The sequence below is a fragment of the Streptomyces sp. NRRL S-1022 genome (assembly GCF_000720135.1).
GTDB lineage: Bacteria > Actinomycetota > Actinomycetes > Streptomycetales > Streptomycetaceae > Streptomyces.
The window spans coordinates 303,240-326,442 of sequence record NZ_JOIU01000012.1 but is presented as its reverse complement, the minus strand read 5'-3'; the positions used below and the strand labels follow the sequence as shown (position 1 = coordinate 326,442).

The 23,203-nt window shown below is 71.5% G+C and carries 18 protein-coding genes and 1 pseudogene; 8 read left to right on the top strand and 11 right to left on the bottom strand.

The annotated features are described in order from the left end of the window. Nucleotides 1-21: 21 nt before the first annotated feature. The 3 genes from IG05_RS0119285 to mshC all read left to right on the top strand — a co-directional run bounded on the left by IG05_RS0119285 (nt 22) and on the right by mshC (nt 2,723). Entirely contained in the window at nt 22-612 is a 591-nt protein-coding gene (locus IG05_RS0119285) for a DUF3090 domain-containing protein (protein ID WP_030344150.1), read from the top strand. Continuing rightward, nucleotides 576-1,400, top strand: coding sequence for an SCO1664 family protein (locus IG05_RS0119280; RefSeq protein ID WP_030344149.1), 825 nt, complete (start codon nt 576-578; stop codon nt 1,398-1,400). The genes IG05_RS0119285 and IG05_RS0119280 overlap by 37 nt, the downstream gene beginning before the upstream one ends. A 93-nt stretch (nt 1,401-1,493) precedes the next feature. Beyond that, entirely contained in the window at nt 1,494-2,723 is a 1,230-nt protein-coding gene (gene mshC / locus IG05_RS0119275; protein WP_030344147.1) for a cysteine--1-D-myo-inosityl 2-amino-2-deoxy-alpha-D-glucopyranoside ligase, read from the top strand. Between the two features lie 141 nt (nt 2,724-2,864). Here the strand turns inward: mshC and IG05_RS0119270 are convergent, their stop codons facing one another. Both IG05_RS0119270 and IG05_RS42385 read right to left on the bottom strand, forming a co-directional pair. Then, a complete protein-coding gene (locus tag IG05_RS0119270) occupies nt 2,865-3,785 on the bottom strand; it encodes a PAC2 family protein (RefSeq protein ID WP_030344145.1) in 921 nt (306 codons plus the stop codon). Between the two features lie 139 nt (nt 3,786-3,924). After that, nucleotides 3,925-4,420, bottom strand: a pseudogene (locus tag IG05_RS42385) (FadR/GntR family transcriptional regulator); the annotation flags it as partial. A gap of 134 nt (nt 4,421-4,554) precedes the next feature. Between IG05_RS42385 and mtnA the strand changes: the two are divergent. Further along, nucleotides 4,555-5,586, top strand: coding sequence for an S-methyl-5-thioribose-1-phosphate isomerase (gene mtnA / locus IG05_RS0119260; RefSeq protein WP_030344143.1), 1,032 nt, complete (start codon nt 4,555-4,557; stop codon nt 5,584-5,586). 41 nt (nt 5,587-5,627) lie between these two features. Here the strand turns inward: mtnA and mtnB are convergent, their stop codons facing one another. The 7 genes from mtnB to IG05_RS0119225 form a co-directional block, all read right to left on the bottom strand. After that, nucleotides 5,628-6,236, bottom strand: a complete 609-nt coding sequence (gene mtnB, locus IG05_RS0119255) for a methylthioribulose 1-phosphate dehydratase (protein WP_030344141.1) — start codon at nt 6,234-6,236, stop codon at nt 5,628-5,630. Next, nucleotides 6,233-6,952, bottom strand: coding sequence for an acireductone synthase (mtnC, locus tag IG05_RS0119250; protein ID WP_030344140.1), 720 nt, complete (start codon nt 6,950-6,952; stop codon nt 6,233-6,235). Before mtnC ends, mtnB begins: the two co-directional genes overlap by 4 nt. Next, a complete protein-coding gene (locus tag IG05_RS0119245) occupies nt 6,949-7,548 on the bottom strand; it encodes a 1,2-dihydroxy-3-keto-5-methylthiopentene dioxygenase (protein WP_030344138.1) in 600 nt (199 codons plus the stop codon). The genes mtnC and IG05_RS0119245 overlap by 4 nt, the downstream gene beginning before the upstream one ends. 225 nt (nt 7,549-7,773) lie before the next feature. After that, nucleotides 7,774-9,390, bottom strand: coding sequence for a glycerol-3-phosphate dehydrogenase/oxidase (locus IG05_RS0119240; RefSeq protein WP_030344136.1), 1,617 nt, complete (start codon nt 9,388-9,390; stop codon nt 7,774-7,776). A 48-nt stretch (nt 9,391-9,438) separates the two neighbouring features. After that, nucleotides 9,439-10,977, bottom strand: coding sequence for a glycerol kinase GlpK (gene glpK, locus IG05_RS0119235; RefSeq protein ID WP_030344134.1), 1,539 nt, complete (start codon nt 10,975-10,977; stop codon nt 9,439-9,441). Nucleotides 10,978-11,068: 91 nt separating this feature from the next. Further along, nucleotides 11,069-11,863 carry an MIP/aquaporin family protein gene (locus IG05_RS0119230; protein WP_030344132.1) on the bottom strand — a complete coding sequence of 265 codons (795 nt, stop codon included), beginning with the start codon at nt 11,861-11,863 and terminating at the stop codon, nt 11,069-11,071. Nucleotides 11,864-12,203: 340 nt separating this feature from the next. Further along, nucleotides 12,204-12,968, bottom strand: a complete 765-nt coding sequence (locus IG05_RS0119225) for an IclR family transcriptional regulator (protein ID WP_030344130.1) — start codon at nt 12,966-12,968, stop codon at nt 12,204-12,206. A gap of 279 nt (nt 12,969-13,247) precedes the next feature. Between IG05_RS0119225 and metH the strand changes: the two genes are divergently transcribed. From metH to IG05_RS0119205, 4 genes are all read left to right on the top strand, one after another. Next, a complete protein-coding gene (gene metH, locus IG05_RS0119220) occupies nt 13,248-16,763 on the top strand; it encodes a methionine synthase (RefSeq protein ID WP_030344128.1) in 3,516 nt (1,171 codons plus the stop codon). Nucleotides 16,764-16,874: 111 nt separating this feature from the next. Continuing rightward, nucleotides 16,875-17,576 (top strand): HAD family hydrolase, encoded by a 702-nt coding sequence (locus IG05_RS0119215; protein ID WP_030344126.1) that lies wholly within the window; start codon nt 16,875-16,877, stop codon nt 17,574-17,576. A gap of 434 nt (nt 17,577-18,010) precedes the next feature. Further along, nucleotides 18,011-19,615, top strand: coding sequence for an ABC transporter substrate-binding protein (locus tag IG05_RS0119210; RefSeq protein ID WP_030344125.1), 1,605 nt, complete (start codon nt 18,011-18,013; stop codon nt 19,613-19,615). A gap of 106 nt (nt 19,616-19,721) precedes the next feature. Next, nucleotides 19,722-21,302 carry an ABC transporter substrate-binding protein gene (locus IG05_RS0119205; protein WP_030344123.1) on the top strand — a complete coding sequence of 527 codons (1,581 nt, stop codon included), beginning with the start codon at nt 19,722-19,724 and terminating at the stop codon, nt 21,300-21,302. A 66-nt stretch (nt 21,303-21,368) separates the two neighbouring features. On the opposite strand, the gene IG05_RS0119200 is transcribed toward IG05_RS0119205, so the two are convergent. Beyond that, nucleotides 21,369-22,040: a response regulator gene (locus IG05_RS0119200; protein WP_030344121.1), complete on the bottom strand. Its 672-nt coding sequence runs from the start codon at nt 22,038-22,040 to the stop codon at nt 21,369-21,371. A gap of 52 nt (nt 22,041-22,092) precedes the next feature. Then, nucleotides 22,093-22,947, bottom strand: coding sequence for a RecB family exonuclease (locus IG05_RS0119195; RefSeq protein WP_234335926.1), 855 nt, complete (start codon nt 22,945-22,947; stop codon nt 22,093-22,095). Nucleotides 22,948-23,203 lie beyond the last annotated feature (256 nt).

Below are 23,203 nucleotides of genomic sequence, written 5' to 3'. Positions count from 1 at the left end.
CGAATCCAATGGAGACAGGACGTGTCCCGTCAGGTGTTCCTCTACGACCAGCCGGACCGCTTCGTGGCCGGCACGGTCGGACTGCCCGGGCGCCGTACCTTCTTCCTCCAGGCCATGGCAGGTCCCCGGGTGACCAGTGTGGTCCTGGAGAAGACCCAGGTCGCCGCGCTCGCCGAGCGCATGGAAGAACTGCTGGACGAGGTCGTCCGGCGTAGCGGGGGGAGCGCCCCCGTCCCCGCGGTGGCGCCCGCCGAGGTCGCCGACACCGCCCCGCTCGACACTCCCATCGAGGAGGAGTTCCGGGTCGGCACCATGGCCCTGGCCTGGGACGGCGAGGAACAGCGCATGATCGTGGAGGCCCAGGCCCTGGTCGAGCTGGACGCCGACACCGAGGAGGACCTCGCGGAGGCCGAGGAGCGGCTGCTCCAGGACGAGGAGAACGGACCCCCGATGCTGCGGGTCCGGCTGACCGGCGCGCAGGCCCGGGCCTTCGCCAAGCGTGCCCTCGACATCGTCAACGCCGGGCGGCCACCGTGCCCGCTGTGCAGCCTCCCGCTCGATCCGGAAGGACACGTATGTCCGCGCCAGAACGGATACCGCCGCGGAGCCTGACGGCCGGTCCCGACCCCGCCGAGCTGCTCGCGCGCGGTGAGCTGACCGTGCGCGGCCGGATCCGCGAGGCGTCCAACGCGGCGTTGTTCTGCACGGTCGCCCTGGACGGCCGGGAAGCCTCCTGCGTGTACAAGCCGGTGGCCGGGGAGCGCCCCCTGTGGGACTTCCCCGACGGCACCCTCGCCGGCCGCGAGGTGGCCGCCTACGAGGTCTCCGAGGCCACCGGCTGGGGGCTCGTGCCCCCCACCGTGCTGCGCGACGGGCCGTACGGCGAGGGCATGTGCCAGCTGTGGATCGACGTGCACGCCGAGGCGGAGCTGCTCGCCCTGGTCGACGCCGAGGAGCCGGAGCCCGGCTGGAAGGCGATCGGCTTCGCCGAGGTCGGCGAGGGCCGCACCGCGCTGCTGGTGCACGCCGACGACGAGCGGCTGCGCCGGCTCGCCGTGCTCGACGCGGTGATCAACAACGCCGACCGCAAGGGCGGCCACCTGCTGCCCACCGCCGACGGCCGGCTCTACGGCATCGACCACGGCGTCACCTTCAACGTTGAGAACAAGCTGCGCACGCTGCTGTGGGGCTGGGGCGGCGAGTCCCTCACCCCGGAGGCCGTCGACGTCCTCAAGGGGCTCCGGGACGGTCTGGAGGGGGAGCTGGGCCGGCGGCTGGCCGCCCTGATCACGGCGGCCGAGATCGACGCGACGCGCGCCCGGGTCGAGACGCTGCTCACGTCGGGCCTGCACCCGGAGCCGAGCGGGGAGTGGCCCGCCATCCCCTGGCCGCCGGTGTAAGCACATCCGGCGCCGAGGTACAAGACCGCGAAACCGGCCATCCGGCGCGATCCCGTTCGTATCCGCAGCTCGGCGCCGGTTAGGCTCATGTACATGCATGCCTGGCCCGCTTCCGAGGTCCCCGCCCTGCCTGGTCAGGGCCGCGACCTGAGGATCCACGACACCGCGACCGGCGGTCCGGTCACCCTCGACCCCGGTCCTGTCGCCCGCATCTACGTCTGCGGCATCACGCCGTACGACGCGACCCACATGGGTCACGCGGCGACCTACAACGCGTTCGACCTCGTTCAGCGCGTGTGGCTCGACACCAAGCGGCAGGTCCAGTACGTCCAGAACGTCACCGACGTCGACGATCCGCTGCTGGAGCGGGCGGACCGGGACGGCGTCGACTGGGTCGCCCTCGCCGAGAAGGAGACGGCCCTCTTCCGCGAGGACATGACCGCCCTGCGGATGCTCCCGCCGCAGCACTACATAGGCGCCGTGGAGGCCATACCGGGCATCGTGCCGCTCGTGGAGCGGCTGCGCGAACTCGGTGCCGCCTACGAGCTGGACGGCGACATCTACTTCTCCGTCGAGTCCGACCCGCACTTCGGCGAGGTCTCGAACCTGGACGCCGCCGCCATGCGGCTGCTGTCCGCGGAGCGCGGCGGCGACCCGGACCGCCCGGGCAAGAAGAACCCGCTCGACCCGATGCTGTGGATGGCGGCCCGCGAGGGCGAGCCCAGCTGGGACGGCGGCACACTCGGCCGGGGCCGGCCCGGCTGGCACATCGAGTGCGTGGCCATCGCCCTCGACCACCTCGGCATGGGCTTCGACGTGCAGGGCGGCGGTTCCGACCTCGCCTTCCCGCACCACGAGATGGGCGCCTCGCACGCCCAGGTGCTCACCGGCGAGTTCCCCATGGCGAAGGCGTACGTCCACGCCGGCATGGTCGGCCTGCACGGCGAGAAGATGTCCAAGTCCAAGGGCAACCTCGTCTTCGTCTCCACGCTCCGCCGGGACGGCGTCGACCCCGCCGCCATCCGCCTGGCCCTCCTCTCCCACCACTACCGCGCGGACTGGGAGTGGACCGACCAGGTCCTCCAGGACGCCGTGACCCGCCTCACCCGCTGGCGCGCGGCCGTCTCCCGCCCCGACGGGCCGTCCGCCGACGCCCTGGTGGACGAGATCCGCGAGGCCCTGGCGAACGACCTGGACGCCCCCGCCGCCCTCGCGGCGGTGGACCGCTGGGCGGACCGCCAGGAGGCGGAGGGCGGCACCGACACCGGCGCGCCGGGCCTGGTGACACGGGCGGTGGACGCGCTGCTGGGAGTGGCGCTGTAACCGTCCCGGCGGGAGGCGCCAGAGGGGCGGCGGGGAACCGCGCGGCCGGCCGCGGCACCCCAGCGCGTCGGCACCACACGGAAGGGGCGCTTCCCCCGATCGGGAAGCGCCCCTTCTCCGTACCCCGAGAGCCGCGCCGGCTCAGTCCTCCGGGCCGTCCTCGTCCTCGTCCCTGGACCCGCCGCCACCGGCCGGGGGCCGATGCTTGCCGCCCGGCGGGCCCACGTCCCGGCGCCGCAGGTACCGCTCGAACTCCCGCGCGATCGCCTCGCCGGACGCCTCCGGCAGCTCCGCGGTGTCCCGGGCCTCCTCCAGCGTCTGCACGTACTCGGCGACCTCGCTGTCCTCGGCGGCGAGCTGGTCCACCCCCACCTGCCAGGCGCGCGCGTCCTCGGGCAGCTCGCCCTGCGGGACGCGGATGTCGAGCAGGTCCTCCAGCCGGTTCAGCAGCGCCAGCGTGGCCTTGGGATTGGGCGGCTGGGAGACGTAGTGCGGCACGGCCGCCCACAGCGAGACCGCCGGGACGCCCGCGTGCGTGCACGCCTCCTGAAGGACACCGACGATCCCCGTCGGGCCCTCGTACTTGGTCTCCTCCAGGTCCATCCGGCGGGCCAGGTCCGGGTCGGACGTGACCCCGCTGACCGGGACCGGCCGCGTGTGCGGGGTGTCACCGAGCAGGGCGCCCAGGATGACCACCAGCTCCACACCCAGCTCGTGCGCGAAGCCGAGCAGCTCGTTGCAGAACGAACGCCAGCGCATGGACGGCTCGATGCCCCGGACCAGCACCAGATCGCGCGGCTTGTCGCCGCCGACGCGGACCACCGACAACCTCGTCGTCGGCCAGGTGATCTTGCGCACACCGCCGTCCATGAACACCGTGGGGCGGTTCACCTGGAAGTCGTAGTAGTCCTCGGCGTCCAGCGCCGCGAACACCTCGCCCTTCCACTCGCGTTCCAGATGCGCGACCGCCGTGGAGGCGGCGTCGCCGGCATCGTTCCAGCCCTCGAACGCGGCCACCATGACTGGGTCGATCAGCTCGGGAACCCCCTCCAGCTCGATCACCCAGTGCCTCCTTCCGACGTGCCCTCGCCTGACCCACCAACCTTACGGCGTCCGGCGGGGGCGTCCGCAGCCCCCTTGTGGGGGAGTGAACGGATCACTGCCCCGTTCGCCACCGCGGAACACGCGTGAGCAGCCGTCCTCACGGAGCGGACCGCAGCCACTGCTCCACGCCCGCGATGTGCACGGCCGCCCAGGAACGGGCCGCCTCCGCGTCCCGGTCGCGCGGCGCGCCCAGGATCGCCCGGTGCCCGCGCGGGGTGCGGCCGGCCGCGTCCCGCCCGGTGAGCCCCCGCCGGATCCGGGCCCCGGCGGCCGGCCCGGACAGCCCGTCCAGCAGCGAACACAGCACCGGGTTACCGGCACCGCGCACGATGCCGCGGTGGAACTCCAGGCCGTCCGCGACCGGCTGCTCCGCCGAGGGCCCCGCGCCCAGCTCGTCCAACCGGCCCCACAGCGCGTCCCGTTCGCCCTCGCCGATCCGCGAGGCGGCCGGCGCGGTCGCGGCCGGCTCCAGTCAGGCGCACCGCCAGGAACTCCGGCACCGTGTCGTCGCGGCGGAAGTCCACGACGAAGCTCATCGCCACCAGCAGCAACTGCGGGTCGAGGCGGGTGACGGAGGCGCCGTCGCCCTGCCGGCCGGCCTCCTGTCGCCCGGACATCGGATGCGTGCGCCATCATGCGGGGCCCGTACATGGCCGGATCGTCTCGAACGGAAGTTCCCGGGGGCCGGGTACGGTGGCGGACACCCGGACCTGAGGAGTGCCCCCTCATGCCCCAGGAACTGCGTGCCGTCGAATGGACCGGTACCGGTCTCGCGCTGATCGACCAGACCCTGCTCCCGCACCGCGCCGAGACCGTGCACGTGCGGGACGTGGACGGCCTGGTGGACGCGATCCGGCGGCTGGTGGTGCGCGGCGCACCCGCGATCGGCGCGGCCGGCGGCTACGGAGTGGCGCTCGCGCTGCTCCAGGGACGGCGGGAGGGCTGGAGCGACGAGCGGATACGGGCGGCCGTCGCCCGCATCCGCGCCGCCCGCCCGACCGCCGTCAACCTCATGGTGTGCGTGGACCGCGTGATGACCCGCTTCACCGAGGGCCCGGACGCGGTGCTGGCCGAGGCCGCGGCCGTTCAGCGGGAGGACGTCGAGGCCAACCGGGCGATGGGCGCGTACGGCGCCGACTGGCTGCTCGAACGGATCGGCGGCGACCGCCCGCTGCGGATCCTGACCCACTGCAACACGGGCGCCCTGGCCACGGCCGGCTGGGGCACGGCACTCGGCGTCGTCCGCGAACTGCACGTCCGCGGACGCCTGGAGACGGTGTACGCCGACGAGACGCGCCCGCTGCTGCAGGGCGCGCGCCTGACCGCCTGGGAACTGGCCCAGGAGGGCATCGCGCACTGCGTGCAGGCCGACGGGGCCGCCGCGGGCACGATCCTGCGCGGGGCCGTCGACGCGGCGATCGTGGGCGCCGACCGGATCGCGGCGAACGGCGACACCGCGAACAAGGTCGGCACCGTGGGCGTCGCCCTCGCCTGCGCCGACGCGGGCATCCCCTTCCTGGTCGCGGCCCCGACCACCACGGTGGACCTGGGAACCGCCACCGGAGACGACGTCCCCATCGAACTCCGCGACGAACGCGAGGTGCTGGAGTGGGCCGGCGTACGCACCGCCCCGGCCGGCTCGCGCGGCCACAACCCCGCCTTCGACATCACGCCGGGCCGGCTGGTCACCGGGCTGGTGACCGAACGGGGCGTGCTGGAGGTGGCGGCGGGCGAACTGCCGGGCGAACGACTGCGGTAGCGGCCCGGCAGGGCGCGGGCTCCCGCCGCCCGCACCCGGCCTCACGTCCCCGCCAGCTCCAACTCCAGCAGCCACTCCACCACTTCCGTGTGGTGCCGGGCCTGCCGCGGGTCCGCGCCCCACGCGTACAGCCCGTGCCCGGCGACCACCACCGCCGGCATCCGGGGATCGCGTGCGGCCTCCAGCCGGTCGCCCAGCTCCGTCATGTCCTGGCTGTTGGCGATGACCGGCAGCACCACGTCGACGTCGTGGGCGGGCTGCCCCACGCCCTTGAGCATCTCCAGGTCCCGGAACACGATCCCGCCCGGGGCCCGGCGCCCCATGGCCACCGACGCCACGGTGTGCACGTGCACCACCGCGCCGGCACCCGTCAGCGCGGCCACCCGCGCGTGCAGCGCGGCCTCCGCCGACGGCCTGCCGCCCCGCACGGCCGCGCCCCGCCCGTCCACCAGCACCACGTCGGACGGCGTCAGTTCGCCCTTGTCACGGCCGCTCGCGGTGACCGCGAGCCGCAGCGGATCGCGGGACAGCACCACCGACAGGTTGCCGGAGGTGCCCCGCATCCAGCCGAACGAGGCGAACCGGGCGGACTCGGCGGCGAGGACCGCCCCCGCCTGCTCCAGGCCGGGTGCGCCGGTGCCGGCGGTCATGTGAGCCTCCTCGCGACGGTGATCTGGCCGAACGTGACCGCCTCCGTGTGGTCGCCGGCACCGTGGCCGTGGTACGGCTCCCCGGGCCGCCGGACGGCCACGGTCCGCCAGCCCGCCTCCCGGGCCGCGTCCAGCTCGCCGGGACGGTCGGAGAGGAACAGCAGCCGGTCCGCCGGCACCCCGGCCGCCGAGGCGATCCGGCGGTACGACTCCGGCTCCAGCTTCGGTCCCGCGTTCTGCGTGTCGTACAGCCCCGAGAGCAGCGGCAGCAGGTCTCCCCCGGGGGCCGAGGAGAACCACGCCCGCTGGGCCGCCACCGACCCGGACGAGTAGACGTACAGCCGTACGCCCGCCGCGTGCCAGGCGCGCAGCGCGGGGACGACGTCGTCGTAGAAGTGGGGCACGAGGTCACCGCGGGCGAAGCCCTCGGACCAGATGACGCCCTGAAGGGTCTTCAGCGGGGCCGCCTTGCGGTCCTCGTCCAGCCAGGCGTGCAGCACCTTCTCGATCCGTACGGCGTCCGCGTCCGGCTCGCCCGTCAGCTCCCGCACCCCCGTCATCGCGCGGGCCACCTCCGGCTCGCCGGCCCGCTCGGTGAGCAGCGCGGCGAGGCGGGAGCGCGCGTACGGGTAGAGCACGTCCACCACGAACGCCGTGGCGCTCGTGGTGCCCTCGATGTCGAGCACCACGGCGTCCGCCTCGATGCGCAGGCTCATGCGGCGCCCTCGTCCCGCGCGTACCCGGCGGCGATGGTGTCGTAGTCCGGGAAGCGGGCGGAGATGGAGGAACCGGTGAAGGTGCCGATCCAGCCGTCCTCCTCGTGGAAGAAGCGGATCGCGGTGAACGCCGGCCGGGTGCCCATGTCGAACCAGTGGGTGGTGCCGCGCGGCACGCCCAGCAGGTCGCCCTGCTCGCAGTAGACCGCGTGCACCTCGCCGCCCACGTGCAGGTAGAAGATGCCGGAGCCGGAGACGAAGAAGCGGACCTCGTCATCGTCGTCGTGCGTGTGCTCCTGGAGGAACTTCTCGCGCGCCGCCTTCGCCCGCACCGGGTACTCGGGGTCGTCGCCCGGGTGCAGGCCCAGCACGTCGACGGTGGTGAAGCCCTCCTCGGCGATGAGCCGGTCGATCTCCGGGCCGTACGCGGCGAACACCGTGTCGCCGTCCGCGTCGGCCGGTACGTCCGCACGGACCGGCCACTGCTCGTAACGCACCCCGAGGGGTCCGAGGGCGGCGGCGATCTCGGCGGGGTCCGTGGTGCGGCGGACCAGCGTCCCGGGGCCGGACTCCGGCCAGGTCGTCAGCAGGGTCATGGCGGCAACTCCAGCGAGAGGGAGGAACGTCCGGACACCGAGACAAGCACCGCGGGGCGGGGGAGGGAAGAGGGCATCGCGGCGAGGTGCACTCCGCCCGGGCAGGCGAGAGGGGCGGCTCCATCGGCGTGGAGCCGCCCCTCTCGGTGGTCCGGACCCGGTGCGGCGGGGTCCGGCGTGCCGGCGGCGGACGGTCCGGTCGGGGATACCGGCCGCCGCGCGGGTCTACTTCCGGTCCAGCAGGTCCTGGACCTTCCCGCGGACCTCGTCCGTGGCCAGGCCCCGGATGGTCAGCGTGGTACGGCGGCGCAGCACGTCGTCCGTCGTCTCGGCCCACTCGTGGTCACGGGCCCAGACGACCTGCGCCCAGATCTCCGGGGCGTCGGGGTGGACGCGCTCGGCCAGCTCCGGGTTCTCGTTCGCCAGGCGGGCGATGTCGAAGGCCAGGGAGCCGTAGTGGGTGGCCAGGTGCTTCGCCGTGTCCGCCGCCATGCGGGGGCCCGGCGCCGGGCCGTCCACCAGCAGGCGGTGGGCGACCGCGCGCGGGTTGGCGACACCGGGCAGCGGCAGCTTCTTCGGCAGCGAGGAGATCGGCTCGAAGTCGTCGCCGAGCGGGTGGCCCGGCAGCGCCTCCAGCTTCTGCATGACCGTACGGCCGATGTGCCGGAAGGTGGTCCACTTGCCGCCCGCGACGGACAGCATGCCGCCCTTGCCCTCGGTCACGACCGTCTCGCGCTTGGCCTTGGCGGTGTCGCCGGGCCCGCCCGGCAGCACCCGCAGACCGGCGAACGCGTAGGTGATCAGGTCGCGCTGGAGCTGCTGGTCCCGGACGGAGAACGCGGCCTCGTCCAGGATCTGGGCTATGTCCTTCTCGGTGACCGAGACGTCCGCCGGGTCGCCCTCGAACTCCTCGTCGGTGGTGCCGAGCAGCAGCATGTCCTCCCAGGGGAGGGCGAAGGTGATGCGGTACTTGTCGATCGGGGTCGCCAGCGCGGCCTTCCAGGGCGAGGTGCGCTTCAGGACCAGGTGCGCGCCCTTGGACAGGCGGATGGACGGCGTCGCCTGGGGGTCCTCCATCCTGCGCAGGTGGTCGACCCAGGGGCCGGTCGCGTTCAGCACGAGCCGGGCGTTGACGCCGAACTCGTCGCCGGACGTGCGGTCCTTGAGGTCGGCGCCGGTGACCCGGCCCTTGGTGAAGCGCAGGCCGGTGACCTCGGCGTGGTTCAGGACGACCGCGCCCGCCTCGACGGCCGCGCGGACCGTCATCAGCGCCATGCGCGCGTCGTTCATCTGGTCGTCGCCGTACACGGCCACGGCCTTGAGGTTCTCGGTGCGCAGCTCGGGCACGTCCTGCGCCGCCTTGGCCGGCGAGAGCAGGTGGCCCACGCCGTCGCCGAACGCGGAGAGCGCGGAGTAGGCGAAGACGCCCGCGCCGAGCTTCGCCGCGCCGTGCGGCCCGCCCTTGTACACGGGGAGGTAGAAGGTGAGCGGGTTCGCCAGGTGGGGGGCCACCTGGCGGGAGACCGCACGGCGCTCGAAGTGGTTCTCCGCCACCAGCTTCACCGCGCCGGTCTGCAGGTAGCGCAGACCGCCGTGGAGCAGCTTGGAGGAGGCGGAGGAGGTGGCGCCGGCGAAGTCGCCGGCGTCGACCAGCGCCACCCTGAGTCCGGACTGCGCGGCGTGCCAGGCGGTGGAGATGCCCAGGATGCCGCCGCCGATCACAAGAAGGTCGTACGACGCCTTGGCGAGCTGCTCCCTGGTCTCGGCCCGGCTCGGGTTGGAGCCGGAGGCCGGGTGCGTCCCCAGGGCAGGCACGGACTGCAGGGTGGACTGACTGGTCATGTCGGGTACTTACTCCTCGTCAGAGATGTCTGAGCCGTCTTGGGCCGCTCAGCTCTCGTCCTCGATCCAGCCCATGGTCCGCTCGACGGCCTTGAGCCAGTTCTTGTACTCACGGTCGCGGGTGTCCGCGTCCATCTGGGGGGTCCATTCGGCGGCCCGGCGCCAGTTGGCGCGCAGTTCGTCGGTGCTGGACCAGAAGCCGACGGCGAGGCCGGCGGCGTAGGCGGCGCCGAGGCAGGTGGTCTCGGCGACCATCGGGCGCACCACGGGTGCGTCCAGCACGTCGGCGAGGGTCTGCATCAGCAGGTTGTTGGAGGTCATGCCGCCGTCGACCTTCAGGGCCACCAGCTCGTCGCCGGAGTCCTTGACCATGGCGTCGGCGATCTCCCGGGTCTGCCAGGCGGTCGCCTCCAGGACCGCGCGGGCCAGGTGCGCCTTGGTGACGTACCGGGTCAGGCCGGCGATCACACCGCGGGCGTCGGAACGCCAGTGCGGGGCGAACAGGCCGGAGAAGGCCGGCACGAAGTAGGCGCCGCCGTTGTCCTCCACCGAGAGCGCGAGCGTCTCGATCTCGGCGGCGGTGGAGATCAGGCCCATCTGGTCGCGCATCCACTGCACCAGCGAGCCGGTGACGGCGATCGAGCCCTCCAGGGCGTAGACCGTCGGCTGCTCGCCGATCTTGTAACCGACCGTGGTCAGCAGACCGGCGTAGGAGTTGATGATCTTGTCACCGGTGTTCATCACCATGAAGGTGCCGGTGCCGTAGGTGGACTTGGTCTCGCCCTCGGAGAAACAGGTCTGGCCGAACAGGGCCGCCTGCTGGTCGCCGAGCGCGGAGGCGACCGGGATGCCGCCGAGCAACTCGCCGAGCTTGCCGCCGGTGACCTCGCCGTAGACCTCGGCGGAGGAGCGGATCTCGGGCAGGATCTGCATCGGCACGCCGATGGACTCGCAGATCTTCTCGTCCCACTGCGTGGTGTGCAGGTTCATGAGAAGGGTGCGGGAGGCGTTGGTGACGTCGGTGACGTGGCGGCCGCCGTTGACACCACCGGTCAGGTTCCAGATGACCCAGCTGTCCATGGTGCCGAAGAGGATGTCCCCGGCCTCCGCGCGCTCCTGCAGGCCGTCGACGTGGTCGAGCAGCCAGCGGGCCTTGGGTCCGGCGAAGTAGGACGCGAGCGGCAGACCGGTCTGCCGGCGGAAGCGGTCCTGGCCGACGTTGCGGCCCAGCTCCCGGCAGAGCGCGTCGGTGCGGGTGTCCTGCCAGACGATGGCGTTGTGGACGGGCTCACCGGTGTTCTTGTCCCACAGCACGGTGGTCTCGCGCTGGTTGGTGATGCCGATGGCCTTGATGTCGTCCCGGGTGATGCCGGCCTTGGCGACGGCGCCGGCGACGACCTCCTGGACGTTGGTCCAGATCTCGTTGGCGTTGTGCTCGACCCAGCCCGGCTTCGGGAAGATCTGCTCGTGCTCCTTCTGGTCGACGGAGACGATACGGCCGTCCCGGTCGAAGATGATGCAGCGCGAGGAGGTGGTGCCCTGGTCGATCGCCGCGATGAAGGGGCCTGCGGTGTGGGCGTCGGTCACTGTGTGCTCCTGGAAGGTCCGTGGTGATGGGGCTGCGCGTACGGCGCGTGCTCGGAGACTCGGTGCTTCGTCAGGCTTCTCAAGAGGCTTCTCAAGCAAAGGCGACGTTGTAGATGCCTGCAGCGATGGCGCCGCCGATCAGCGGACCGACCACCGGGATCCAGGCGTAGCTCCAGTCGGAACCGCCCTTGTTGGGCAGCGGCAGCAGGGTGTGCACGATGCGCGGGCCCAGGTCGCGGGCCGGGTTGATCGCGTACCCCGTCGGGCCGCCGAGCGAGAGGCCGATGGACACCACCACGAGCGCGGTGATCAGGCCGCCGAGGGTGCCGAGGCCGTTGCCCTTGTCGTTCAGGCCCTGGGTGAGGACCGCGAGGATCAGCACCACGGTGCCGATGATCTCCGTGGCGAGGTTCTGCGCCACGTTCCGGATCTCCGGACCGGTGGAGAAGACGCCGAGGACCGGGCCGGCGCCCTTCTCCTGGGCCTCCACGGCCTTGGCGGTGGTGGCCTGCGCGCCCGGACCGCCGACGATCTCCTTGTCGGTCAGGTGCGCGTGGAACTGGCCGTAGTAGGCGACCCACACCAGAGCCGCGCCGATCATCGCGCCGAGCAGCTGGCCGGCGAGGTAGACCGGAACGTTGCTCCAGTCGCTGTCCTTGATGGCCAGGGCGACGGTGACGGCCGGGTTGAGGTGGGCACCGGACAGCGGTGCGGAGATGTACACGGCCGTCAGGACGGCGAAGCCCCACCCGAAGGTGATGGCGAGCCAGCCGGCGTTACGGGCCTTGGAGGCCTTCAGCGTGACCGCGGCGCAGACGCCGCCGCCGAGCAGGATGAGTATGGCGGTACCGATGGTCTCGCCGATGAAGATGTCGGAGCTGGACACCCGCGACTCCTTTGTCCTTCGTCCAGGGAAGCCGAACCCCGGGTCCCACCGGGGGTTCAGGCGCCCTCGGGGGTGAGAGCGATGCCGGCCCTTGGCGTTGTCACACTCTAGCGCGTATTGCCGGTAGGTGTTCGACAATGCCGACCGATGGACGGGAGTCTTGCTGCGGCGTTACGCGTGCGTCAAGAGTTCTGTTATCGAAAACAGGATCGTTATTGATCGCTGCGGGTTATCGACCTTCGTGCCTGGACGTGTGATCTAGCCCCTTTTGTCCATTTCAGGGTAGGGCGACGACCGGAACGCCGCCTGGCGTCCCGGTCGTCACACGTCGTCCCGCCGGTCAGAACCGCCCGGCGCCCAGGTCCCGCGACACCGCGCGGGCACAGTCGCGCACCGCCGCGATCAGCTCGGGGCGCAGCTCGCCGTCCCGGCACAGCCGCTCCACGGCGCCGGTGATGCCGACCGCGCCCACGGGCATCCGGCGCCGGTCGTGGATGGGTGCGGCGATCGAGGCCACGCCCTCCCAGGTCTCCTCCACGTCGGCCGCGTAGCCACGCGCGCGCGTGATGTCGAGGAGGTGCTCGAAGTCGCCGGGATCGCACACCGTGCGGTCGGTGAAGGGCTTGCGGTCCGCCTCCAGCGCCTCGCTGTGCGCCACCGGGTCGTAGGCGGAGAGCACCTTGCCCAGGGCCGTCGAGTGCAGGGGCTGCATGGCCCCGATCTCCAGCACCTGCCGGCTGTCGTCGGGCCGGAAGACGTGGTGCACGATGAGCACGCCCTGCTGGTGCAGCACGCCCAGGTGCACGCTCTCCCCGCTGGACCGCGCCAGGTCGTCGGCCCACACCAGCGCCCGCGCGCGCAGTTCGTGCACGTCGAGATAGGTGGTGCCGAGGCGCAGCAGCTCCGCGCCCAGCTGGTAGCGGCCGGAGGCGTCGTCCTGCTCCACGAACCCCTCCTGCTGGAGGGTGCGCAGTATGCCGTGGGCGGTTCCCTTGGCGAGGCCCAGCGACGAGGCGATGTCCGAGAGGCCGAGCCGTCGCTCGCCACCCGCGAGCAGCCGCAGCATCGCCGCCGCCCGTTCGAGCGACTGGATGTTCCGTGCCATCGCCGTTCTGCCTCCGTCCCCTTCGACTACCCACGGTGTGGGAAGCCACCGTTCGGCAATGCCGAACACTACCGGTCGATGCCGACCTCCCGCTAATGGTCGGACGACACCTGTTACATCCGGGGTGATCTCCGCGTCGCACGAGGGCCACCCGCGTCCGTCTCGTGGACGCCTGTGCCCATCCAAGCCGACGGCGGGCTACGCTGACGCACGTGCGGCACGCCCCGCCCCCGGGGAAGCCGCATAGCCGACAGCCGTCGCATCCCAGGGAGCCCCTACATGGCCTCGTCGCCGACGTCCCCTTCCGCCGACAGCCGGACCCGTGCGTCCGCGCTCCGAGAGGCGCTCGCCACCCGCGTGGTGGTCGCCGACGGAGCGATGGGCACGATGCTCCAGGCACAGGAGCCGACCCTCGAAGACTTCCAGCACCTCGAGGGCTGCAACGAGATCCTCAACGTCACCCGCCCCGACATCGTCCGCTCCGTCCACGAGGCCTACTTCTCCGTGGGCGTCGACTGCGTCGAGACCAACACCTTCGGGGCCAACCTGAGCGCACTGGGCGAGTACGACATCGCCGAACGCGTCGCCGAGCTGTCCGAGGCCGGCGCCCGTATCGCCCGCGAGACGGCGGACGGGTTCGCCGCCCGCGACGGCCGGCAGCGCTGGGTGCTGGGCTCGATGGGACCGGGCACCAAGCTGCCCACCCTCGGCCACACCACCTTCACCGCCATCCGCGACGCCTACCAGCAGAACGCCGAGGGCCTGCTCGCCGGCGGCGCCGACGCCCTGCTGGTGGAGACGACCCAGGACCTCCTGCAGACCAAGGCCTCCGTGATCGCCGCCCGCCGGGCGATGGAGACCGCCGGGTACGAGGTGCCGCTGATCGTGTCGGTGACCGTGGAGACCACCGGCACCATGCTGCTCGGCTCCGAGATCGGCGCCGCGCTGACCGCGCTGGAGCCGCTCGGCATCGACATGATCGGCCTGAACTGCGCCACCGGCCCCGCCGAGATGAGCGAGCACCTGCGCTACCTGGCCCGCCAGTCGCGCGTCCGCCTGTCCTGCATGCCCAACGCGGGCCTGCCCGTCCTCGGCAAGAACGGCGCCCACTACCCGCTGAGCGCGCCCGAGCTGGCCGACGCGCAGGAGACCTTCGTCCGCGAGTACGGCCTCTCCCTGGTCGGCGGCTGCTGCGGCACCACCCCCGAGCACCTGCGCCAGGTCGTCGAGCGGGTCCGGGACCTCGCCCCCGGCGGGCGCGACCCGCGCCCCGAGCCGGGCGCCGCCTCCCTGTACCAGTCGGTCCCGTTCCGGCAGGACACCGCCTACCTGGCCATCGGCGAGCGCACCAACGCCAACGGCTCCAAGAAGTTCCGCGAGGCCATGCTGGCGGGCCGCTGGGACGACTGCGTGGAGATGGCCCGCGAGCAGATCCGCGAGGGCGCGCACATGCTCGACCTGTGCGTGGACTACGTCGGCCGGGACGGCGTCGCCGACATGGAGGAACTGGCCGGCCGCTTCGCCACCGCCTCCACGCTGCCGATCGTCCTGGACTCCACCGAGGTCGACGTCATCCGGGCCGGCCTGGAGAAGCTCGGCGGCCGCGCGGTGATCAACTCGGTGAACTACGAGGACGGCGACGGCCCCGACTCCCGGTTCGCCAAGGTCACGCAGCTGGCGCGGGAGCACGGCGCCGCGTTGATCGCGCTCACCATCGACGAGGAGGGCCAGGCCCGCACCCCGGAGAAGAAGGTCGAGATCGCCGAACGGCTGATCGACGACCTGACCGGGAACTGGGGCATCCGCGAGGAGGACATCCTCATCGACACCCTGACCTTCACCATCTGCACCGGTCAGGAGGAGTCCCGCAAGGACGGCCTCGCCACCATCGAGGCGATCCGCGAGCTGAAGCGCCGGCACCCGGCGGTGCAGACCACGCTGGGCCTGTCGAACATCTCCTTCGGCCTCAACCCGGCCGCCCGCATCCTGCTCAACTCCGTCTTCCTGGACGAGTGCGTCAAGGCGGGCCTGGACTCGGCGATCGTGCACGCCTCCAAGATCCTGCCGATCGCCCGGTTCAGCGAGGAAGAGGTGCAGACCGCCCTCGACCTGATCCACGACCGCCGCAGCGAGGGCTACGACCCCCTCCAGAAGCTCATGCAGCTCTTCGAGGGCGCCACGGCCAAGTCCCTGAAGGCCGGCAAGGCCGAGGAACTCGCCGCGCTGCCCCTGGACGAGCGGCTGAAGCGCCGGATCATCGACGGCGAGCGCAACGGCCTGGAGGCCGACCTCGACCAGGCCCTCCAGGACCGCCCGGCGCTCGACATCGTCAACGAGACCCTGCTGGACGGCATGAAGGTCGTCGGCGAGCTGTTCGGCTCGGGCCAGATGCAGCTGCCGTTCGTCCTGCAGTCCGCCGAGGTCATGAAGGCCGCCGTCGCCCACCTCGAACCGCACATGGAGAAGTCGGACGCCGAGGGCAAGGGCACGATCGTGCTGGCCACCGTGCGCGGCGACGTGCACGACATCGGCAAGAACCTGGTCGACATCATCCTGTCCAACAACGGCTACAACGTCGTCAACCTGGGCATCAAGCAGCCCGTCTCCGCGATCCTGGAGGCGGCCGAGGAGCACCGGGCCGACGTCATCGGCATGTCCGGGCTGCTGGTCAAGTCCACGGTGATCATGAAGGAGAACCTGGAGGAGCTGAACCAGCGCGGCCTCGGCGCCCGCTTCCCGGTCATCCTCGGCGGCGCCGCCCTCACCCGTGCCTACGTCGAGCAGGACCTGCACGAGATCTACGAGGGCGAGGTCCGCTACGCCCGCGACGCCTTCGAGGGCCTGCGCCTCATGGACGCCCTGATCGGCGTCAAGCGGGGCGTCCCCGGCGCGAAGCTGCCCGAGCTGCGGCAGCGCCGGGTCCGGGCCACCGCCGCCGTGCCGACCGAGGAGCGGCCCGAGGAGGGCCATGTCCGCTCCGACGTCGCCACCGACAACCCCGTGCCGACCCCGCCGTTCTGGGACACCCGCATCGTCAAGGGCATCCAGCTCAAGGAGTACGCGAGCTGGCTGGACGAGGGCGCGCTGTTCAAGGGCCAGTGGGGGCTGAAGCAGGCCCGCACCGGCGAGGGCCCGACCTACGAGGAACTGGTCGAGACCGAGGGCCGGCCCCGGCTGCGCGGCCTGCTCGACCGGCTGCAGACCGACAACCTCCTGGAGGCGGCGGTCGTCTACGGCTACTTCCCCTGCGTCTCCAAGGACGACGACCTGATCATCCTGGACGACCGGGGCAACGAGCGGACCCGCTTCACCTTCCCGCGCCAGCGCCGCGGCCGGCGCCTGTGCCTGGCGGACTTCTTCCGCCCGGAGGAGTCCGGCGAGACCGATGTGGTCGGCCTCCAGGTCGTCACCGTCGGCTCCCGCATCGGCGAGGAGACGGCCAAGCTCTTCGAGGCCAACGCCTACCGCGACTACCTCGAACTGCACGGCCTGTCCGTCCAGCTGGCCGAGGCCCTGGCCGAGTACTGGCACGCCCGTGTCCGCGCCGAACTCGGCTTCGCCGGCGAGGACCCCGCCGACATCCAGGACATGTTCGACCTGAAGTACCGGGGCGCCCGCTTCTCCCTCGGCTACGGCGCCTGCCCCGACCTGGAGGACCGCGCCAAGATCGCGGAGCTGCTCCGGCCGGAGCGGATCGGCGTGCACCTGTCCGAGGAGTTCCAGCTGCACCCGGAGCAGTCCACGGACGCCATCGTGATCCACCACCCGGAGGCGAAGTACTTCAACGCACGGTGACGCGTGTCTCAGCAGCACGCTGATCGGATAAGTCGTACACTGGTCGGTCCACTGCAGGCCGGTTCCCCGCCCGGGAACCGGCCTGGTCGTCCCTCAAGGAGGTGCGCCAGGATGACCAGCACGGTCCCCGCGCTAGGAACCCGTACGGGCGAAGGCTCCGCCCTGCAGGCGGTGCTGCTCGACATGGACGGCACTCTGGTGGACACCGAGGGTTTCTGGTGGGACGTCGAGCGGGAGGTCTTCGCCTCCCTCGGACACACCCTGGACGAGACCTGGCGGCACGTCGTGGTCGGCGGCCCCATGACCCGCAGCGCCGGCTTCCTCATCGAGGCGACCGGCGCCGACATCACCCTCGCCGAGCTGATGGTGCTGCTGAACGAGGGCTTCGAGGACCGCATCGGCCGCACCCTGCCGCTGATGCCCGGCGCCGCCCGGCTCCTCGCCGAGCTGTCCGAGTACGAGATCCCGACCGCCCTGGTCTCCGCATCCCACCGGCGCATCATCGACCGTGTGCTGTCGGTGCTGGGCCCGCACCACTTCCGCCTGTCCATCGCCGGCGACGAGGTCACCCGCACCAAGCCGTTCCCGGACCCGTACCTGCTCGCCGCGGCGGGCCTCGGTGCGGATCCGGCCAGATGCGCCGTCGTCGAGGACACCGCGACCGGGGTCGCCGCCGCCGAGGCCGCGGGCTGCCGGGTGGTCGCCGTACCCTCCGTCGCGCCCATCGGCCCGGCCGCCGGGCGCACCGTCGTCTCCTCTCTGGAAGAGGTCGACCTGGCATTTCTCCGCGGCCTGATGACGGAAATGCGCTAGCCGTTCACCCAGCGTGCAATGCCCTTTGGGTGTGCCGGACGCATTTCCGGGGAACTACACCCTGAGGGAATTAACGAGCTGGTCGACCGGCCGAATTCTGCTGACCGGCGGCACAGTTGGGGGTGTGACGTTCCTCACGCCGGAGCGGCTCGACAACGTTGGCCATGTGTGCTGGCCCACCCTGGAGGGGGAGAAACGGCGGCACCTTGTGTCCTGATTGGGGAGACGCTGCACTAATCATGCCGCTGTCGGGTTTTCGGTGTGTCCGCGGCCGGTTCCACTGCGTGATGGGGGGTCAGCTCACGGCGCTGTGAACCGGCCTGCGGGCGCGGACTAATCTCGTCGCGAGAACATCGCCGCGAACCCCCGTGATCCGCCGCACCACCCATGCATGCCGGGTACACGGAACCGAACAGCTCTGGAGAAACTCCCGCATGAACCGCAAGACTTTGGTGCTGCCGGCGGTGGCCGGCCTGCTCACCCCGGTTCTCGCCGCGTGCGGCGGATCCGACAGCGGGAGCAAGAGCGGTGACGCCATCGTCGTCGGTACCACGGACCAGTTCACGGCCACCAAGGAAGTACCGGCGCCCCTCGACCCGGCCTTCGCCTACGACGTCGGCACGTGGAACATCCTGCGCCAGACCGTGCAGACCCTGATGGCCCAGCCCAAGGGCGACGGCCAGCCGATCCCGGACGCCGCCGAGAGCTGCTCCTTCACCGACAGCGGCAGCGAGCGCTACGCCTGCAAGCTGCGCGAGGGCCTGAAGTTCGCCAGCGGCGACCAGGTGACCGCCCAGGACGTCAAGTACTCCATCGACCGTGCGCTGCGCATCAACGCCGACAGCGGTGTCTCCGCCCTGCTGAACACGATCGACACCATCGAGACGCAGGGTGACCGCGAGGTCGTCTTCCACCTGAAGACGGCCGACGCCACCTTCCCGTTCAAGCTGTCCACCCCGGTCGCGGGCATCGTGAACCCGAAGGACTACCAGAAGGACAAGCTCCGGGACGGCTTCGAGATCGACGGGTCCGGCCCCTACACCCTCCAGGCCGACGTCAAGGACGACGCGATCGTCAGCGCCACCTTCACCAAGAACCCCTCCTACAAGGGCAGCGTGACGGTGAACAACGACAAGGTCGAGCTGCGCTCCTTCCCCGACGCCGACGCCATGAGCACCGCGATCGACAAGGGCGACATCGACGTCATGACCCGCACCATGTCGCCCGCGCAGATCCAGAAGCTGGACTCCGGCAGCGACAAGAACGCCGACCTGGTCGACATGCCGGGCCTGGAGATCCGCTACCTCGCCTTCAACACCGACGCCACCAGCGTCAAGTCCAAGGCCGTACGCCAGGCCATGGCCCAGCTCATCAACCGCGGCGAACTGGTCTCCAAGGTCTACGGCACCCAGGCCGAACCGCTGTACTCGATGGTCCCGGCCACCGTCACCGGCCACTCCAACTCGTTCTTCAACAAGTACGGCAACCCCAGCGTCGCCAAGGCCAAGGAACTGCTCACCAAGGCCGCCATCACCACCCCCGTGAAGCTGACCCTGCACTACACGACCGACCACTACGGCTCGGCCACCAAGCAGGAGTTCGAGATCCTGCAGAAGCAGCTCAACGACAGCGGCCTGTTCGACGCCTCCATCGAGGGCCACCCCTGGAAGACCTTCCGGCCCGCCGAGCAGAAGGGCCAGTACGACGTCTACGGGATGGGCTGGTTCCCCGACTTCCCGGACGCCGACAACTTCATCGCGCCCTTCCTCGACAAGAACAACACCCTCGGCTCGCCGTACAACAACAGCACCATCCAGCGCACGCTGATCCCGCAGTCCCGCCGCGAGGCCGACCGGCTCGGCGCGTCCAAGAGCCTGACCGAGATCCAGGACATCACCGCCGAGGACGTTCCGGTGCTGCCGCTGTGGCAGGGCAAGCAGTACGTCGCCGCACGGGACGACATCACGGGCGTGGCCTACGCCCTGAACTCCCTTTCGACGCTCCAGCTGTGGGAGCTCGGCCGCGGTGTGAGCGGCTGACGGCTCTCCGCACCCGGGGCCGAGCACGGCGCGGCCCCGGTGCCCGGTGCCCGGGACCAGGGACGGCGGCCCCGGGCTGACGAACCGACGACAAGGCACATTTCAAGTGAACATGCGCACCCAGTGGCCAGTCCTGCCCCTCGTGGCGGGGCTGGCCTCCGGCCTGTTGACCGGCTGCGGCTCCGAGACCGGTGACTCCGGGGGCACCGGCTCCTCCGTGGTGATGGGGATGTCCGACGACGTCCTCGCCACGGACCCGGCATCCGGCTACGACCCCGGCTCCTGGCTGTTGTTCAACAACGTCTTCCAGTCGCTGCTCAGCTTCCCCAAGGGCGCGACGGAACCCCAGCCCGAACTGGCGAAGCAGTGCGGCTTCACCGACACCCGGGCCATGGTCTACAAGTGCGAGCTGAAGGACGGCCTGAAGTTCAGCAACGGTGACGCCCTCACCTCCGCGGACGTGAAGTTCTCCTTCGACCGCATGCTGAAGATCGACGACCCCGCCGGTCCCGCGATCATGTTCCCGATGCTCGGCAAGGTCGAGACACCCGACGCGAAGACGGCCGTCTTCCGCCTGAAGGTGCCCGACGCCACCTTCCCCAGCAAGATCGCCTCCGGCGCCGGTTCCATCGTGGACCACCGCCAGTACGACGCGAACGGCCTGCGCACCGACCACCAGGCCGTCGGCTCCGGCCCGTACAAGCTGGACTCCTTCGACAAGGACCAGGCGGTCTTCTCCGTCAACGGCAACTACCAGGGCACCGCCAAGGTCAAGAACTCCGGCGTCACCCTGAAGTTCTTCCACGGCGACCGCACCGCCCTGAAGCAGGCCCTCCTCGACGGCGGCGTCGACATCGCCTACCGCGGCCTGACCGCCTCCGACATCGCCCAGCTCGACCAGCAGAAGGACGACAAGGGCGTCGACGTCATCGAGGGCAGCAGCGCCGAGGTCCAGCACCTGGTCTTCAACATGAAGGACCCGGTGGCCGGCAAGCTCGGCGTCCGCAAGGCCATGGCCTACCTCATCGACCGCGACGCCCTCATCCAGGACGTCTACCAGGGCACCGCCACCGCGCTGTACTCGATCATCCCGGCGGGCATCGCGGGCCACAACACCGCGTTCTTCGACACCTACGGCGCCCGCCCGTCCCGGGAGAAGGCCGCCGCCGCACTGCGCGCCGACGGCGTCACCGGCAAGGTCAAGCTCACCCTGTGGTCCACGCCGTCCCGCTACGGCCCCGCCACCGACGAGGAGCTGAAGGCGATCGCCGGCCAGCTCAACGCCAGCGGCCTGTTCGACGCCGACGTCCAGTCGGTGGCGTACGACCAGTACGAGAAGGACATCGCCGCCGGCAAGTACGGCGTGTACGTGAAGGGCTGGGTGCCGGACTACCCGGACGCCGACAACTTCACCGCCCCCTTCTTCGGCAAGGGCAACGTGCTGGACAACAACTACAGCAACCGCACCATCGTCAAGTCCCTGATCCCCGGCACCGCCGCGCAGAGCGACCGCGCCGCGACCGACAAGGACTTCGGGAGGCTGCAGGACATCGTCGCCGCCGAACTGCCCGTCCTGCCGGTGTGGCAGGCCAAGCAGTACGCGGTCGTCCGTGACGGCGTGTACGGCCTGGAGTACTGCCTGGACGCCTCGACGGTGTTCCGGTTCTGGGAACTCAGCAAGAGCTGACGCCGGATGCGCCGAAGGGCGCCCCGCTCCGCAGGAGAGGGGCGCCCTTCGCCGTCGTACGACACCTCACTGGGCGCCGGGGCGCACCAGACCGCTCTCGTAGGCGTACACCGCGGCCTGCACGCGGTCCCGGAGGCCCAGCTTGGTGAGCACATGCCCCACGTGCGTCTTCACCGTCGTCTCGCTCACGAACAGGTCCGCGGCGATCTCGGCGTTGGACAGCCCGCGCGCCACCAGCTTCAGCACCTCGACCTCACGGTCGGTCAGGGTGTGCAGGGTGTCCGGCACCGGCTCCTCGCCGGACGGCAGATGCGTGGCGTACTTGTCCAGCAGCCGCCGGGTGATGCTCGGCGCGAGCATGGCCTCGCCGTTCGCCACCACCCGTATCGCCTGCACCAGTTCGTCGGCGGGCGCGTCCTTGAGCAGGAAGCCGCTGGCACCGGCGCGCAGCGCCTCCACCACGTACTCGTCCAGGTCGAACGTGGTCAGCACCAGCACCTTCGCCGGACCGTCCCGGCCGGGCCCGGTGATCTGCCGGGTGGCCTCCACACCGTCCATCCGCGGCATCCGGATGTCCATCAGCACGACGTCCGGCTGGAGCGCGCGCACCTGGTCGAGGGCCTGCAGGCCGTCACCGGCCTCGCCGACGACCGCGATGTCCTGCTCGGCCTCCAGGATCATCCGGAAACCGGTACGCAGCAGGGGCTGGTCGTCGACCAGTAGGACGCGGATGGCCACGGGACACTCCTTCGCTAGTCCGGCCCATTCTGCCCTGCCCGGATCTACCGGATCACCCGGTCCCGGCCGGGCCGACCGGCAGCGGGTAGGGCGGGGGAGTGCCGCCGAACTCCGGGCAGTGCGCCCGGTGGTCGCACCAGCCGCACAGCTTGGTCGGCCGGGGCCGCCAGTCCCCCGTCTCCGTGGCCTGCTCGATGGCCTCCCACAGCGCGTGCAGCCTGCGCTCCACCCGCTCCAGGTCGGCGGGCACCGGGTCGTACGTCAGCACGTCCCCGCTGCCTAGGTAGACGAGCTGGAGCCGGCGCGGGACCACCCCCTTCAGCCGCCAGACCACCAGGGCGTAGAACTTCATCTGGAACAGCGCGCCCTCGGCGTACTCCGGGCGGGGCGCCTTGCCCGTCTTGTAGTCGACGATCCGCACCTCGCCGGTCGGCGCCACGTCCACCCGGTCGATGATCCCGCGCAGCCGCAGCCCCGACTCCAGCTCGGCCTCCACGAACAGCTCCCGCTCGGCCGGTTCCAGCCGGGTCGGGTCCTCCAGCGTGAACCAGCGCTCCACCAGCCGCTCGGCCTCGGCGAGCCAGCCGGCCAGCCGCTCCCCGTCCGGGTCGTCCGCGAACAGCTCGGTCACCTCGGGCCTGGTCTCCCGGAGCCGGTCCCACTGCCCCGGGATCAGCGCCTTGGCCCGCGGCGCGGTCCGGTCCCCGGCGGGCGCGTCGAACAGCCGCTCCAGCACGGCGTGCACCAGTGTGCCCCGCGTGGCCGCCGCGCTCGGCTTCTCCGGCAGCCGGTCGATCACCCGGAACCGGTACAGCAACGGACACTGCATGAAGTCACTGGCCCGGGACGGCGACAGGGACGTCGGCGGCCCCGCCTTCCGCTCCCCGCCCGCCCCGGGGCCGCTCACCGCCGCACCGGCCCCGCCGACGGAGCTTGCCGCCGCGCCGGGAGTGCGGGGTACGCCGTCCTCGGGGATGCCGGCTGCCGCCGCGCCGCCGCTGTCCGGCACGCCGGTCTCCCGGCCGTCGGCCGCTGCCGCGCCGGCCGGGCTCGGTACGTCGCTCCCGGGGACACCGGTCGCCGCCGCGCCGGCCACGCCTGCCGGGCCCGGGACGCCGGTTTCGCCGCCCTCCGCCGGGCCGGCCGCCGTCCGCTCGTCGTTC

Coding starts and splice junctions, on each gene's coding strand:
- IG05_RS0119280 (WP_030344149.1), top strand. CDS start 576: ATGTCCGCGCCAGAACGGATACCGCCGCGGAGCCTGACGGCCGGTCCC.
- mshC (WP_030344147.1), top strand. CDS start 1,494: ATGCATGCCTGGCCCGCTTCCGAGGTCCCCGCCCTGCCTGGTCAGGGC.
- mtnA (WP_030344143.1), top strand. CDS start 4,555: ATGCCCCAGGAACTGCGTGCCGTCGAATGGACCGGTACCGGTCTCGCG.
- mtnB (WP_030344141.1), bottom strand. CDS start 6,236: ATGACCGCCGGCACCGGCGCACCCGGCCTGGAGCAGGCGGGGGCGGTC.
- mtnC (WP_030344140.1), bottom strand. CDS start 6,952: ATGAGCCTGCGCATCGAGGCGGACGCCGTGGTGCTCGACATCGAGGGC.
- IG05_RS0119245 (WP_030344138.1), bottom strand. CDS start 7,548: ATGACCCTGCTGACGACCTGGCCGGAGTCCGGCCCCGGGACGCTGGTC.
- IG05_RS0119240 (WP_030344136.1), bottom strand. CDS start 9,390: ATGACCAGTCAGTCCACCCTGCAGTCCGTGCCTGCCCTGGGGACGCAC.
- IG05_RS0119225 (WP_030344130.1), bottom strand. CDS start 12,968: ATGGCACGGAACATCCAGTCGCTCGAACGGGCGGCGGCGATGCTGCGG.
- metH (WP_030344128.1), top strand. CDS start 13,248: ATGGCCTCGTCGCCGACGTCCCCTTCCGCCGACAGCCGGACCCGTGCG.
- IG05_RS0119215 (WP_030344126.1), top strand. CDS start 16,875: ATGACCAGCACGGTCCCCGCGCTAGGAACCCGTACGGGCGAAGGCTCC.
- IG05_RS0119210 (WP_030344125.1), top strand. CDS start 18,011: ATGAACCGCAAGACTTTGGTGCTGCCGGCGGTGGCCGGCCTGCTCACC.